The 12,964-nt window shown below is 71.1% G+C and carries 14 protein-coding genes and 1 tRNA gene; 6 read left to right on the plus strand and 9 right to left on the minus strand.

The window, feature by feature from the left end; all coding sequences use genetic code 11:
* Positions 1 to 21: 21 nt before the first annotated feature.
* The 3 genes from secE to HCR12_RS11870 form a co-directional block, all read right to left on the minus strand.
* Entirely contained in the window at positions 22 to 300 is a 279-nt protein-coding gene (secE, locus tag HCR12_RS11860; protein WP_166866698.1) for a preprotein translocase subunit SecE, read from the minus strand.
* 52 nt (positions 301 to 352) lie between these two features.
* Positions 353 to 425 (minus strand) — tRNA-Trp (locus HCR12_RS11865).
* Between the two features lie 100 nt (positions 426 to 525).
* Positions 526 to 1,434 (minus strand): LysR family transcriptional regulator ArgP, encoded by a 909-nt coding sequence (locus HCR12_RS11870; RefSeq protein ID WP_166866700.1) that lies wholly within the window; start codon positions 1,432 to 1,434, stop codon positions 526 to 528.
* Positions 1,435 to 1,503: 69 nt separating this feature from the next.
* Here HCR12_RS11870 and HCR12_RS11875 point away from each other — a divergent pair, with 69 nt between their 5' ends.
* Entirely contained in the window at positions 1,504 to 2,166 is a 663-nt protein-coding gene (locus HCR12_RS11875) for a LysE/ArgO family amino acid transporter (protein ID WP_224763465.1), read from the plus strand.
* A 382-nt stretch (positions 2,167 to 2,548) separates the two neighbouring features.
* The gene (locus HCR12_RS11880) at positions 2,549 to 3,451 is read left to right on the plus strand and encodes an endonuclease domain-containing protein (RefSeq protein WP_166866701.1); all 903 of its coding nucleotides are present in this window, start codon (positions 2,549 to 2,551) and stop codon (positions 3,449 to 3,451) included.
* A gap of 79 nt (positions 3,452 to 3,530) precedes the next feature.
* Here the strand turns inward: HCR12_RS11880 and HCR12_RS11885 are convergent, their stop codons facing one another.
* The gene (locus HCR12_RS11885; RefSeq protein ID WP_191412338.1) at positions 3,531 to 4,184 is read right to left on the minus strand and encodes a LuxR C-terminal-related transcriptional regulator; all 654 of its coding nucleotides are present in this window, start codon (positions 4,182 to 4,184) and stop codon (positions 3,531 to 3,533) included.
* Positions 4,181 to 5,425, minus strand: coding sequence for an ATP-binding protein (locus tag HCR12_RS11890; protein WP_166866702.1), 1,245 nt, complete (start codon positions 5,423 to 5,425; stop codon positions 4,181 to 4,183). Before HCR12_RS11890 ends, HCR12_RS11885 begins: the two co-directional genes overlap by 4 nt.
* 103 nt (positions 5,426 to 5,528) lie before the next feature.
* Between HCR12_RS11890 and HCR12_RS11895 the strand changes: the two genes are divergently transcribed.
* The 4 genes from HCR12_RS11895 (at position 5,529) to HCR12_RS11910 (ending at position 9,527) form a co-directional block, all read left to right on the plus strand.
* Positions 5,529 to 7,229, plus strand: a complete 1,701-nt coding sequence (locus HCR12_RS11895; protein ID WP_166866703.1) for a PspC domain-containing protein — start codon at positions 5,529 to 5,531, stop codon at positions 7,227 to 7,229.
* Entirely contained in the window at positions 7,226 to 7,558 is a 333-nt protein-coding gene (locus tag HCR12_RS11900) for a hypothetical protein (protein ID WP_166866704.1), read from the plus strand. Before HCR12_RS11895 ends, HCR12_RS11900 begins: the two co-directional genes overlap by 4 nt.
* A gap of 233 nt (positions 7,559 to 7,791) precedes the next feature.
* Complete coding sequence (locus HCR12_RS11905) at positions 7,792 to 8,676, plus strand: ABC transporter ATP-binding protein (protein ID WP_166866706.1); 885 nt, start codon at positions 7,792 to 7,794, stop codon at positions 8,674 to 8,676.
* Entirely contained in the window at positions 8,673 to 9,527 is an 855-nt protein-coding gene (locus HCR12_RS11910; RefSeq protein WP_224763467.1) for an ABC transporter permease, read from the plus strand. The genes HCR12_RS11905 and HCR12_RS11910 overlap by 4 nt, the downstream gene beginning before the upstream one ends.
* A gap of 316 nt (positions 9,528 to 9,843) precedes the next feature.
* Here the strand turns inward: HCR12_RS11910 and HCR12_RS11915 are convergent, their stop codons facing one another.
* The 4 genes from HCR12_RS11915 to HCR12_RS11930 are packed head-to-tail and all read right to left on the minus strand — an operon-like array spanning position 9,844 to position 12,687.
* Complete coding sequence (locus HCR12_RS11915) at positions 9,844 to 10,731, minus strand: ribokinase (protein WP_166866708.1); 888 nt, start codon at positions 10,729 to 10,731, stop codon at positions 9,844 to 9,846.
* Positions 10,728 to 11,816 (minus strand): UDP-N-acetylmuramate dehydrogenase, encoded by a 1,089-nt coding sequence (locus HCR12_RS11920; protein ID WP_166866710.1) that lies wholly within the window; start codon positions 11,814 to 11,816, stop codon positions 10,728 to 10,730. Before HCR12_RS11920 ends, HCR12_RS11915 begins: the two co-directional genes overlap by 4 nt.
* Positions 11,817 to 11,821: 5 nt before the next feature.
* Positions 11,822 to 12,244, minus strand: coding sequence for a MaoC family dehydratase (locus tag HCR12_RS11925; RefSeq protein WP_166866712.1), 423 nt, complete (start codon positions 12,242 to 12,244; stop codon positions 11,822 to 11,824).
* The gene (locus HCR12_RS11930) at positions 12,241 to 12,687 is read right to left on the minus strand and encodes an FAS1-like dehydratase domain-containing protein (protein WP_166866714.1); all 447 of its coding nucleotides are present in this window, start codon (positions 12,685 to 12,687) and stop codon (positions 12,241 to 12,243) included. Before HCR12_RS11930 ends, HCR12_RS11925 begins: the two co-directional genes overlap by 4 nt.
* Between the last annotated feature and the right edge of the window lie 277 nt (positions 12,688 to 12,964).

Below are 12,964 nucleotides of genomic sequence, written 5' to 3' on the forward strand. Positions count from 1 at the left end.
GGGGGTTCAGGCCGTCGTCGGTCAGAGGGCGTCTGCGTCTCCGAATGTGAACTGCACAAGCCAGGTGTAGACCTGGTCGAGGCCCCACACGATGCCCATCATGATGATGACGAACACCAGCACGACGCCCGTGTAGCTGAAGAGCTCACGACGCGTCGGGGTGACGACCTTCTTGAGTTCGGCGACGACCTGACGGATGAAGAGAATCAGGCGCGCGAACGGATTCCTCCGCTGCGCACGATCGCGCTTGGCGTTGGCGACGATGTCCTCACTGGGCTCGTCCATCACCTTGCGTGCCACTCTCAGTACCCTTTCGGCCGGCGATCCCCATCACTTTCGCGAGGGGGACTCGCAGGGCGGACAGGACTCGAACCTGCAACCTGCGGTTTTGGAGACCGCTGCTCTACCAATTGAGCCACCGCCCTATGTCACCCACCGTACCCTGCCGACCCACTGCGGGGCACGGCGAAGCTTGGCTGTTCAGGCAACCCGGTCAAGTGTACGGCATCGCGACGGGCTCTTCCGTCACCGGCGACTGCGGGGTGCGTCCAGTGCCCGCGCCGCCGCCTCCACAACGGCTTCCGCGATCGCATCCAGTGCTGGCGAGCGCAGGTTCCACTGCTGCCAGAACAGCGGCACCTCGATTCCCGAATCGGGCGGCGAGAGCTCGACGAACTGCCCCGGTGCGGCCCGCGCGAGCTGGTGCTCCAGCAGCATCCCCCATCCGAGACCGAGCGCGATCGCCTGCTCGAAGTCGCCCGATCCGGACACGACGTGCCGCGGCGGATCGAGCGGCGCACGCGAGACGCGCCGCAGCCAGCGCGACTGCAGGTCGTCCTCATGGTCGAAGTCGACGAGAGGCGCCGCCGCGAACGCCGCGGTCGTCGGCCCGTCGGGGAACCAGCGCTCCGCGAAGGCGCGCGAGGCGGCCGGGCGGTAGACCATCGAGCCGAGCGGGGTCGAAGTGCAGCCGGGCACCGGGCGCGCCTGCGAGGTGACAGCGGCCATCACGCGACCGGCGGCGAGCAGGGCCGCCGTGCGGTCCTGATCCTCGCGGCTGATGTCGACGAGGATGCGCCGCTCGGCGCACACGGGAGCGATGGCGGGCAGGAACCAGGATCCGAGGGTGTCGGCGTTGACGGCGAGCGTGACATTCGCGAAGGCGCCCTCTGTGCCCTCGAGGCGCAGGGCGGACGCGGCGTCCGCTTCGAGCAGCGCGATCTCGCGCGCCAGCCGCAGCAGCACCTCGCCCGACTCGGTCGCGCGCACGGGCTTGCTGCGTTCGATGAGCACGCGGCCGAGCTGCTGCTCGAGAGCCTTGACGCGCTGGCTCACCGCCGATGGCGTGACGAGAAGGGCGCGCGCCGCCGCCTCGAACGTGCCCGCGTCGATCACCGCACGCAGAGTGGCGAGGTGCTCGCGATCCAGATTCATGAAGCAACGCTAATGGTTGTGAAGAATCATGAGCTGGATTGATGGATGGACCGGCCGTAGCGTCACACCGTGACCACATCCGCCGCCCTGCTCGCCGCCCTCGCCGGAGCGTCGCTTGGGTTCTCCCTCATCGTCGCGATCGGCGCGCAGAACACCCACGTTCTGCGTCAGGGCATCCGGCGCGAACACGTTCTCGTCGTCGTCGCGATCTGCGCGCTGTCGGATGTGACGCTCATCGCCCTGAGCATCGCCGGCACCGGCGCCGTGCTCACCGCGGCCCCCTGGCTGCTGACCGTGGTGCGCATCGGCGGGGCCGTGTTCCTCGCCTGCTACGGCGTGCTCGCCGCCCGCCGGGCGTGGCGGCCCGCCGCGGACGGACTGCAGGCCGCCTCCGACGACACCGCGGAGGCACCGCGCACGAGCCGCAGCAGCCTGCTCACAGCCATCGCGACAACCGTCGCGGTCACCTGGCTGAACCCCCACGTGTACCTCGACATCGCGATCATCGGCACCCTCGCCAACGGCTACGGGGATGCGCGGTGGTTCTTCGGCGCGGGCATCGTCGCCGCATCCATGATCTGGTTCGCGACGCTCGGATTCGGGGCCCGGATGCTGGCCCCCGTGTTCGCCCGCCCGCGCGCCTGGCGCATCCTGGACGCCCTCATCGCGTGCGTCATGCTCACCCTCGCGGCGCTCGTGGCCCTGCCGCTGTTCACCGGCTCCGGCCACTGACGCGGGCGGGGGGGCTCGTGGCCCTGGGCGGGCCTCGGGCTGGGCTGGCTCGGCCCCGGGCTGGCTCGGCCCTGGGCTGGCCTCGGCCCTGGGCTGGCTCGGCCCTGGGCTGGCCTCGGCCCTGGGCTGGCCTCGGGCTGGGCTGGCTCGGCCCCGGGCTGCCTCGGCCCTGGGCTGGCGCCGCCCACGTGGGGCGCGGCGGGCCCGCTCCGCTCTGAGAGGGGTCGCAAATGGCGGTTTCCCCGGCGTGTCGACGGTCATTTGCGTCCCCTCGGGGGAGGGCGAGGACGGGGCGTCCTCCTCAGGAACGCGAGGGGAGGACGCTCCGCAATCGAACGGCAGCGGCCGTCCCCGGGGTGTCGCGCGCGAGCACGATGTGCGGATGCGCCTCGTCGAACTGCCTGATGGGCTCGGTCGCGCCTTCTCTACGAAGGCCGCGCTCGAGGCCGGTGTCCACCCGGCCCGGCTCAGGAAAGTGGACCTTGCGCGACCGTTTCACGGCGTCCGTGAGATCGCCCCGGCCCTCACGTTGGAAGAGCGCTGCCGCACCTATGCGGCGCGGATGCGCCCCGACGAGTTCTTCTGCTCCGCTACCGCGGCGCTCCTTCACGAAATCCCGCTCCCCCTCGATCTCGAAGACGATCGCCGTCTGCATGTCGCGGTGCCGAACCCGCGTCGTGCCCCGAGATCGAAAGGGATCATCGGTCACAAGTTCGTCGTTCATCCGGCCCGCGGCGAAGTCGTCGAGTTCTCGGGCCTGCGGGTCAGCTCACCCGAGCGGTCCTGGTGCGAGCTCGGGGCGATCCTCGACACCACTGACCTGGTCGCTGCTGGCGATCACCTCATCCGCCCGGCGAATCGCCTCAGCAGCGCGGCACGACTTCGCGCCACCTTGGAGCGCCACCCGCACAAGCGCACCCGCGAACGACTCGAGGCCGTCTTCGCGCTTCTCGATCCGGGCGCCGAGAGCCCCGCCGAAAGCGCCCTGCGGGTGCTGCTCGTACGAGCGGGTATCTCCGGATTCCGGTCCAACCTCCGCGTGCACGTTGCGGGCAGAATGCGCCGGATCGACCTGGCGCATGAGGACCGGATGGTCGCTCTCGAGTATCAGGGCGACATCCATCGGGACACCCGACAGTGGCGGGCCGACATGACGCGCATCGCAGAGCTCGAGTCGGTGGGGTGGCGAGTCGGGTACATCAATGCTGATGACATGCGCGACCCCGACCGGCTCGTCGCCCGCATCCGCAGGCTTCTCGCGGGAGACCCCCCAATCCACCTCTGAGGGGTCGCACATGACGAGCGACACGCCGCCGCAACCGTCATCTGCGCCCCCTCTCACCTGAGGAGACGAGGCCCGAGCCCTAGAGCAGGCGGCGCTCCAGCGCCCAGGCGGTGAGCTCATGGCGCGACGACAGCTGGAGCTTGCGCAGCACGCTCGACACGTGCGTCTCGACCGTCTTGATCGAGATGAAGAGCGCGGATGCGACCTCCTTGTAGGCGTAGCCGCGCGCGATGAGCCGCATCACCTCCTGCTCGCGGGCCGAGAGCCGGTCGAGCTCGTCATCCGTCGCGGCGACAGCGGGCGCACCCGCCGCGGTGCCGAACGCGTCGAGCACGAACCCCGCGAGCCGCGGCGAGAACACCGCATCGCCCGCCGCGACGGTGCCGACCGCCGCCGCAACCTCCGCGCCGCTCGTCGCCTTCGTGATGTAGCCGCGGGCCCCCGCCCGGATGACGCCCACGACGTCCTCCGCGGAGTCCGACACCGACAGCGCGAGAAACCGCACCTCGGCGAGCAGGTCGGCGCATCGGCGCACGACCTCCGCTCCCCCGCCGCCCGCGCCACCCGGCAGGTGCACATCGAGCAGCACGACCTCAGGTCGCAGCTCGGCGATCGCGCGCACCGCCGCGTCGACGTCGCCCGCCTCGGCGACCACCTCGACGGCGTCGCCGAGATCCGTGCGCAGACCGGTGCGGAAGATCGAATGGTCGTCGACGATGATCACGCGCGTCACGAGATGGCTCCGTTCCCCACCGCACGTCGCGGCAGTCTCAGCTGGACCTCGGTGCCCGCCGCGCTCGATGCGACGCTCGCAGCGCCACCCGCCCGCGTCATGCGCCCGACGATCGACTCACGGATGCCGAGTCGCCCATCCGGAACGGCATCCGGATCGAACCCCGCCCCGCGGTCGCGGATGAACAGCTCCACCGCATCCGGCCGCGCCTCTGCGTACACGGTGACGTCGCCGCCCGCGTGCCGCGCCGCGTTCACGAGCGCCTCGCGTGCGGCCCCCGCGAGCGCCGCCGACTCGACGGCGGCGACATCCCCCACCGTCACCACCTCGATGCGCACGGCGTACTCGAGCTCGAGCTCCGCCGCCATCGTGCGCAGCTCGGTGGCGAGGTCACCCGCGAACGGGTCGGTGCCCGCGAAGAGCCAGTCGCGCAGCTCGCGCTCCTGGGCGCGCGCAATGCGGGCCACCTCGGATCCGGCGCCAGCGCGGTTCTGGATGATCGCGAGCGTCTGCAGCACCGAGTCGTGCAGGTGCGCGGCGATCTCGGCGCGCTGCTCGTCGCGGGCGTGCGTCGCGCGCTCGGCGCTGCGGGCATTGATGCGATCGATCACGAACGGCACCACGAACGAGAGCGCGCCGAGCAGGACCACGACGACCGAGAAGACCGCGATGACCGGCCGCCCGGCGCTGATCGAGAACGGCAGAAGGGCGGCACCCAGCAGGATCATGAATCCCGCGGCCAGGGCGCGGACGCGAGGGGCGTTGGCCGCGCGGGTGTGGTCCCGCGCATCCACGGCCACGGTCCAGCCGATCGCCAGCGAAGCGAGCACCGCCGCCTCGATCGCACCGGGCGGCATCTGCATCGGCCACGTCGTCGTGAGCACGAGCGCGAGTGCGCACACCGCCGCTGCCACGAGCAGCAGCGAGGCGACAGGCAGGCGACGCGCGCGCGGCGCATCCGAGGTTCCCTCTTCGCGCGGCACGAACACCCAGAGCCACGCGTAGAGCAGGCTCGGCGCCACGGCGAGCGCGACGAGCACCGCCATCGCCGGATACATCGTCGTGGCGAAGGCCGCGAGTCCGGCGAACAGCGCGCTGCCGGCGAAGATCCATCGCACACCGACGGTCGGCATGCGCAGGTGCCTCGCGAGCGCGACGCTCACTCCCGCGAGCGCAACGGCGCGCGGCCGCACCAGAGGGGTGCGCCTCACCGCGAACGGAGGCATCGCCCGGGAGGTCATGCGACGATCCAAGCACGGCGGATGCCCCCGCACGCCGCACATCAGGGGACGATCAGGGGTTCACCCCATAGAGGCGCGCCGCCGCCCACGCCACGATCGGAGCATGACCCCACGTTCCGCCGCATCCGAGGCCCCCGCCGACGAAGACCAGACACCGCCCGTCGACCCCCCTGCGGCCGGGACCGCGGCCCCCGAGACCTCGAGTTCCGAGACGGCCTTCTTCGCCTGGATCCGCGGGCTCGGTCTCGAGCGCCGCACGGGATGGCTCGGCGGCGTGTGCGCGGGCGTGGCCGATCGGGTCGGTCTCGACCCGATCCTCGTGCGCGGCATCGTGGTCGTGCTGGCTGTGATCGGCGCACCTGTTGTGCTGCTGTACGCGATCGCCTGGGCGCTTCTGCCGGACGAGAACGGCGTCATCCACGTGCAGGAGCTGCTGCGGGGCACCGTGACGCGCGCGCTTCCCGGGATCGTCGCCCTGTTCCTGCTGTCGTTCCTGCCCGTCACTCAGGGGTTCTGGCATGTCGGCGCTCTCTACTTCGACGACATCGGATGGGGCGGCGCGATCGCTCGAGCGGCATGGACCGGCGTGGTGCTGATCGCCGCGATCGTGCTCGTCGTGTGGCTCGCGCGGCGGGCCTCCGGCGAGCCCGTGCAGGTGCCGGCGACCACCGACGACCGACCGGAGACGGTGCCTGCGGCACCCGCGGCTGCGGTCCCCGGCGCCGGCACCGCAGCCCTCGCCGATGCGGCCGCGCCCCGCGCGATCGTGCCCGACCCGGGCGCCGAACCGCCACGTCCCGTCGATGCCTCCGACGAGGAGCTCGCCGAATGGAAGCGCCAGCAGGAGGAGTGGAAGCGGCAGCGTGCCGAATGGGCCGCGGAGCAGCGCCGCACCGAACGCGAGCGCCGCCAGGCCGAGGCGCACGAGCGCGCCGTCGAAGCCGCGGATGCCTCGCGCGAGCGGGCGCGCATCCGACGGCTGACGAATCCGCGTGCGGGAGCCGGGGTCGTGTTCCTGGTGCTCGGAGTCGGTGTCGTGGCCGCCGCGGTCGCGACCCTCCTCGGGAGCCAGACGCGCGGACTCGCCGGCACCGCAAGCGCCGCGTGGATCATCGGCGCGGCGACCCTCGTCGGCGTGTTGGGGCTCGGCACCGTCATCGTGGCGCTCTGCCGCCGCCGCAGCGGGGGGCTCGCGTTCTTCTCGACGATCGCCGTGCTTCTGCTCGCGTTCACGGTGGTCGTGCCGAGCGACCGGCAGCTGCTGCTGGGCGGGGGGAGCAGCCTCGACAATCCCGGTCGGTACGCCCAGTTCAACGGCAGCACCCACGTGTTCGTCGAGGATCTTGGTGGTGCCGCTCGCGTCATCGACCTCTGGCAGTTCAGTGGCGGCATCGGCATCGAACTCGATGAGGGCGCCACCGTGCGCATCGACGCCACCAGCGACTCCGGCCATCTCAGCCTGATCCTCGAAGAGTGGTTCGACGACGAGTCGTACCAGTACTCGTTCTTCGGCGATGGTGACGGACGCGCGTCCGTCACCATCGGCGAGGGCGATCCGGATGTGATCCTCAAGCTCTGGACGCGTCACGCTGGCATTCAGGTCTACCCCCACCTCACAGCGAGCAGCGCGCTCCCTGTCGATCCCGCACCGGGGCACGTGGATCGTCACTCGTGGGACGGGGACAGCCTCAAGCCGCTCCTTCCGGGCGAGGATGTCGCATCCGAGAATCAGGCCTCCCCGCCCCAGCCCGCGCCCCAGCCCGCGCCCGAATCAACCGAATCCGCCGAAGGAGTCGCCCCGTGAGCGAGACCGCCACCACCGAGGTCCTTGAGGATGGCAGCGCCGCGCCCGACGCGCAGGCAGCGCCCGCGCCCGCCGCATCCGCCCCGCTCCCCCGCCCTCGCATCCGTGTCGGCGCGCTGCTCTGGGGCCTCGTTCTCACGGGCCTCGGTGCGTGGGTGCTCTGGACGGCAGCCGACCGCACCCGTCGCGAGGCGGCGCGCGAGGCCGTGCTGACCGCGACCCCACTCGAGTGGACGGTCGCGGTCGCGATCGCTGTCGGCTCCGTGATCGTGCTGGTCTCGTTCGCGGCCGTCCTCCGCCGCCTGCAGCGCCCGCGCCCCCGCGACTGAGCCCTCCTCGCCGCCCCGCCGCCGACTCCGAAGCCCGAGGGGTCGCAAATGACCATCGACACGCCGACAGAACGGTCAATTGCGACCCCTCCCCTGAGGCAGCGCCGGGCACCTCGGCCGACGCCCCAGCCCCCACGCTGGCTGCACACTGCGGCCACCATCCACCGAACGGTGGAGGCCGAGGCAGTCGAGTGGATGTAGTGCGGGCCCCCGCGACGCCCCACCATAGAGATATGACCCACGAGAACGTCGTCGAAGTGCGGGATCTCCGCAAGCGATACAAGGGCGGCTTCGAAGCCGTCCGCGGCATCGACTTCGACATCCGCCGCGGCGAGACCTTCGCCCTGCTCGGCCCGAACGGCGCTGGCAAGTCCACCACGATCGAGATCCTGGAGGGCTACCGCGACCGCACCGGCGGCACCGTGAGCGTGCTCGGGGTCGACCCGCAGCACGGCGGACTCCCCTGGAAGGCGAAGCTCGGGATCGTGCTCCAGGGCTCGGGCGAGTCGGGCACCGCGACGGTGCGCGAGGCGCTGCGCCAGGCGGCGGGCATGTACCCGAACTCGCGCGACGTGGAGCAGGTGATCGCCGCCGTCGGGCTCGAGTCGAAGGCGTCCACCCGCATCTCGAAGCTCTCGGGAGGCCAGCAGCGCCGTGTGGATGTGGCGCTCGGCATCATCGGACGCCCCGAGCTGCTGTTCCTCGACGAGCCGACCACCGGATTCGACCCCGCGGCACGACGCCAGTTCTGGGACCTCATCCGCTCCCTCTCGGATGAGGGCACGAGCATCCTGCTCACCACCCACTACCTCGACGAGGCCGCTCAGCTCTCGGATCGGGCGGGCATCATCGCGGGTGGCGAACTGGTGGCGATCGGCGCGATCGACGAGATCGGCGGCGCGGAGGCGCGCATTCCGATCGTGCGGTGGATCGAGGACGGCGCGGTGCGGGAGGTCCGCACGGCAGAGCCCGGCGCGTTCGTCGCACGCCTCGCCGCCACGGGCGAACCGGAACGGCTCGAGGTCATCCGCCCGAGCCTCGAGGACATCTACCTGGGGCTCGTCGGCGTGACGGCGACCGTGCCCTCGGCCCCCGCTCTCGAAGGGAGCCCCGAATGAGCACCACCGCACCCGCGCGCACCGCCGCGCCCAGCTTCGGCCCGATGCGCACCATCCGACTCGGCATCGCGCGCGCCGGCTACGAGATCCGCGCGTACTTCCGCCAGGGCGACACCGTGTTCTTCACGTTCCTGTTCCCGGTCGTGATGCTCACGATCTTCTCGGTCGCGTTCAGCGAGGGCGAGTTCGGGCGCACCCCTGACGGCGAGCCCCTCACCGCGGCCGCGTACTACCTGCCGGCGATGCTGGCGGCGGGCGTGCTGCTCTCGGGACTGCAGAACATGGCGGTCGACATCGCCATGGAGCGCAGCGACGGCACCCTGAAGCGTCTCGCGGGCAGCCCGCTGTCGCCCGTCAGCTACTTCATCGGCAAGATCGGGCAGGTTCTCGTCACCGCGGTGCTGCAGGCTGCGGTGCTCATCGCGGTCGCCGCACTCGTGTTCGACGTCGCGCTGCCGACGGATGCGGATGCCTGGCTCACCTTCGCGTGGGTGTTCCTGGTCGGAGTGACGACGTGCTCGATCCTCGGCATCGGCCTCTCCGGGCTGCCCCGCTCCGGCAAGTCGGCGAGCGCCGTCATCATCCCGGTGGTGCTCATCCTGCAGTTCATCTCGGGTGTCTACATCCAGTTCTCGATGCTGCCCGAGTGGCTGCAGAACGTGGCGAACCTGTTCCCGCTCGCGTGGCTCGCACACGGGATGCGCTCGGTGTTCCTGCCGGAGAGCTTCAAGGTGCTCGAGGCGGGCGAGGCCTGGAACCTCACCGATGTCGGCATCGTGTGCGGCGTGTGGCTCGTCGTCGGCCTCATCGTCACCCGTCTGACGTTCCGCTGGATCCGCAAAGATGGGTAGATGATCGGGTCGCGCTGGTGGTCGGCGGTCGTCGCCGTCGCCGGCGCTCGTCGTCATGGACCTGCGGATGCCGGGCATCGACGGCGACGAGGCGACGGCCCGCATCCTCGCCGCGCACCCGGATGTGCGGTTGCTGGTCCTCACGACCTACGAGACGGATGACGCGACCCCGGCCACGCACCCCGCCGCTCGCATGCGTCCCGGTCACTCCCGGTCTGGGGAGGGGTCGCAATTGACCGCCGACACGCCGCGGGAACCGTCATGTGCGACCCCTCACCCCGGGGAAGTCGGGGACCCACCGCGAGGGGGCGGTGGGTCAGAGAAGCGGCGCGACCTCCGCCCAGGTGGGCATCGAGGTGGATGCGCCGGCGCGCGTCGTGGCGATCGCGGCGGCGACGGATGCGGCGCGCAGCGCGTCGACCTCCGCGTCCCCCGCGGCGAGACGCGCCACGAACACACCCGTGAAGGTGTCGCCCGCACCGGTGGTGTCGACGGGCTCGACGGGGTGCACGGGCACCTCGGCGACGATCTGGCCGCCGCGGGCGACGAGCGCCCCACGGGATCCGCGCGTCACGACGACCGTGCCGACGGCACGGCTGAGCGCGAGCGCGGCCTCGGTCTCATCCGAGACGCCCGCGAGCTCGCGCGCTTCGCCCGCATTCGGCACGAGGATATCGACGTTCGCAAGGAACCCCTCCGGCAGCGGCATGACGGGAGCCGGGGTCACCACGGTCGTCACACCGTGCGAGCGTGCGTACGCGATCGCCTCGGCGATGAGCGGCATCGGGCGCTCGAACTGCACCACGAGATAGCCGGCGGACGCGATGAGCGCCTTCGCGGCGTCGTCGAGCGGCAGCGCGACGCCATTCGCGTCCGGGACGACGACGATCGCGTTCTCGCCGCCGTCGAGCACCGAGATGTGGGCGGTGCCGGATGCCACGTCGACCTCCGCGAGCCCCGCCACGTCGATTCCCGCATCCGCGAGCACGCGACGCAGCTCCCCTCCGAACGCGTCGCGTCCAACGGCCCCGAGGAAGGCGACGTCGCCGCCGGCGCGCGCAGCGGCGACGGCCTGGTTGAGGCCCTTGCCGCCCGCGATGGTCGAGAACGTGCTGCCGAACATCGTCTCGCCAGGTTCGGGCAGCCGCGGCTGCCGCACGACGAGATCCATGTTGGCGCTGCCGAGCACGACGATGCGGCTCACAGCTCCGCCCCCACGAAGACGGGTTCGGGATGCAGCACCACGCCGAACTGCGACAGCACGCGCGTCTGCACGTAGTTCGCGAGTTGCGTGATCTCAGCGGCGGTCGCGCCACCCCGGTTGGTGATGGCGAGCGTGTGCTTGGTGGAGATGCCGGCCCGCGATCCGGGCAGCTGGTAGCCGCGCGGGATGCCGGAGCGTTCGATGAGCCAGGCTGCCGAGAGCTTCACCTGGTACTCGCGCGACGGCATCGGCGGAACGTACTCGCCGGGAGCGAGCAGGCGGTCGCCCTCCTCGGGCTCCACGGGGTAGCGGGGGGCGTCGGCGGGCAGCGCGCGCGCGAAGCTCTCGGAGACGATCGGGTTGGTGAAGAAGGATCCGGCGCTCACCGAGTCGGGGTCGTTCGGATCGAGCACCATCCCCTTGGAGGCGCGGAGCGCGAGCACGGCGGCGCGCAGATCGGCGACCGGCACGCGGGAGCCGAGTTCGACGCCGAGCGCGGAGGCGAGCTGCGCGTACGCGACAGGGGCCGACCATCCGCCGGCGTCGAGGTCGAGCTCGATCGCGAGCACGACGCCGGCACGGCCGCGCTTGAGGGCGCTCGTGCGGTAGCCGAGACCCAGGTCGCGGGCGTCGATACGCTGCACCTCGCCCGTCTCGTAGTCGAGGAACTCGATGCCGACGAGCCGCTCGCCGACCTCCTGGCCGTAGGCTCCGATGTTCTGCACGGGCGCCGCACCCACGGTTCCCGGAATCCCGGAGAGCGCTTCGATGCCGCTCAGCCCCGCTTCGACAGTCGCCGCGACGAGCGCATCCCAGTTCTCGCCCGCTTCGGCGCGCACGCGCGCGTGCTGTCCGTCGAGGTCCATCTGGATGTCGATGCCGCGCGTGGCGACCCGGATGACGGTGCCGTCGATCCCCTCATCGGCGATGACGACGTTGGAGCCGCCGCCGAGCAGGAACCACTCGTCGCCCGTCTCCCACACGTCGAGCGCCGTCTGGACGAGCTCGTCGCGGGTGGCAGGTTCGAGCAGCTCGCGCGCCGGACCGCCGACGCGAAGGGTGGTGTAACCGGCGAGGTCGGTCACAGGCCTCACGCGTCCAGCCGGACGACCGCCTGGGCCTTGCCGAGAACGGTCTCGTCATTGAACGTGACAGTCAGATCGATGCGCGCCGCGGCCTCGTCGATGCGGCCGACCTTGGCGACGATCGTGACATCCGCGCCGCTCTCGGGATCGACGAGGACGGGCCGCGTGAAGCGCACCTGGTAGTCGACGATGCGCCCGGGGTCGCCCGCCCAGTCCACGACGGGCTGCACGGCGAAGCCCATCGTGAGCATGCCGTGCGCGAGCACGCCCGGCAGGCCGACGGAGGCGGCGACGTCGTCGCGGTAGTGGATGGGGTTGAAGTCGCCGGATGCCCCCGCGTAGCGCACGAGGCTGTCGCGGGTGAGATGCACGGTGCGCTCGGCGACGATGTCGCCGACGGTGAGGCTCGAGAGGGTGGGCGTGCTCATTCGTCTCCTCGCACAACGAGAGTGGATGTCGCGGTGACGACGTGGGTGCCTTCGCTGTCGGCGATGAGGGTGTCGGCCGTCACCATCGAGTGACCGCCGAGGCTCTTGACGGAGGTCACGGTGAGCACGGCGGTCAGCTCGTCGCCCGCGACGATGGGGCGGCTGTACTGGAAGCGCTGGTCGCCGTGCACGACGCGCGAGAAGTCGATGCTCGCCTCCGGGTCGGAGAGCAGCTGGGCGAGCGCGTGCTCCTGCACGACGACGGGGAACGTCGGCGGTGCGACGACATCCGCGTACCCCGCGGCGCGGGCGGCCTCGGGGTCGTGGTTGAGAGGGCTGTCTGCGAGGACGGCGCGCGCGAACTCGCGCACCTTCTCGCGGCCGACGAGGTACGGGGCGGTCGCGGGGTAGCTGCGACCCTGGAGTTCGGGGTTGACGCTCACGACTCCGAGCCTATCGGCGTGCGATGCGGGTCGCTCCGAGTCGGTGATCTGCTCAGAGCGATCTGCCCCTGGACACAGCAGAGCCCCGGCGACGTGAAGTCTGCCGGGGCTCCGTGGCTTGTGGTGGCGCTGCCTTACTGGCAGGACTCGCACATGAGGTCGTCCATAGGGTCGACCGGAACTGCGTAGCCACCGACGGTGTCGACGTCGTTCATGGCAACCTCCCTCAAAGATTCATGGATTCGGAGCGCCTGCCCCGAGTGGATCTTCACTATAT

This window comes from Salinibacterium sp. ZJ70 (genome assembly GCF_011751865.2).
GTDB lineage: Bacteria > Actinomycetota > Actinomycetes > Actinomycetales > Microbacteriaceae > Homoserinibacter.

What these genes read in the sequence shown, in the direction of transcription:
- HCR12_RS11870 (WP_166866700.1), bottom strand. Translation starts at nt 1,434, where the DNA reads ATGAATCTGGATCGCGAGCACCTCGCCACTCTGCGTGCGGTGATCGAC.
- HCR12_RS11880 (WP_166866701.1), top strand. Translation starts at nt 2,549, where the DNA reads ATGCGCCTCGTCGAACTGCCTGATGGGCTCGGTCGCGCCTTCTCTACG.
- HCR12_RS11890 (WP_166866702.1), bottom strand. Translation starts at nt 5,425, where the DNA reads ATGACCTCCCGGGCGATGCCTCCGTTCGCGGTGAGGCGCACCCCTCTG.
- HCR12_RS11895 (WP_166866703.1), top strand. Translation starts at nt 5,529, where the DNA reads ATGACCCCACGTTCCGCCGCATCCGAGGCCCCCGCCGACGAAGACCAG.
- HCR12_RS11905 (WP_166866706.1), top strand. Translation starts at nt 7,792, where the DNA reads ATGACCCACGAGAACGTCGTCGAAGTGCGGGATCTCCGCAAGCGATAC.
- HCR12_RS11910 (WP_224763467.1), top strand. Translation starts at nt 8,673, where the DNA reads ATGAGCACCACCGCACCCGCGCGCACCGCCGCGCCCAGCTTCGGCCCG.
- HCR12_RS11925 (WP_166866712.1), bottom strand. Translation starts at nt 12,244, where the DNA reads ATGAGCACGCCCACCCTCTCGAGCCTCACCGTCGGCGACATCGTCGCC.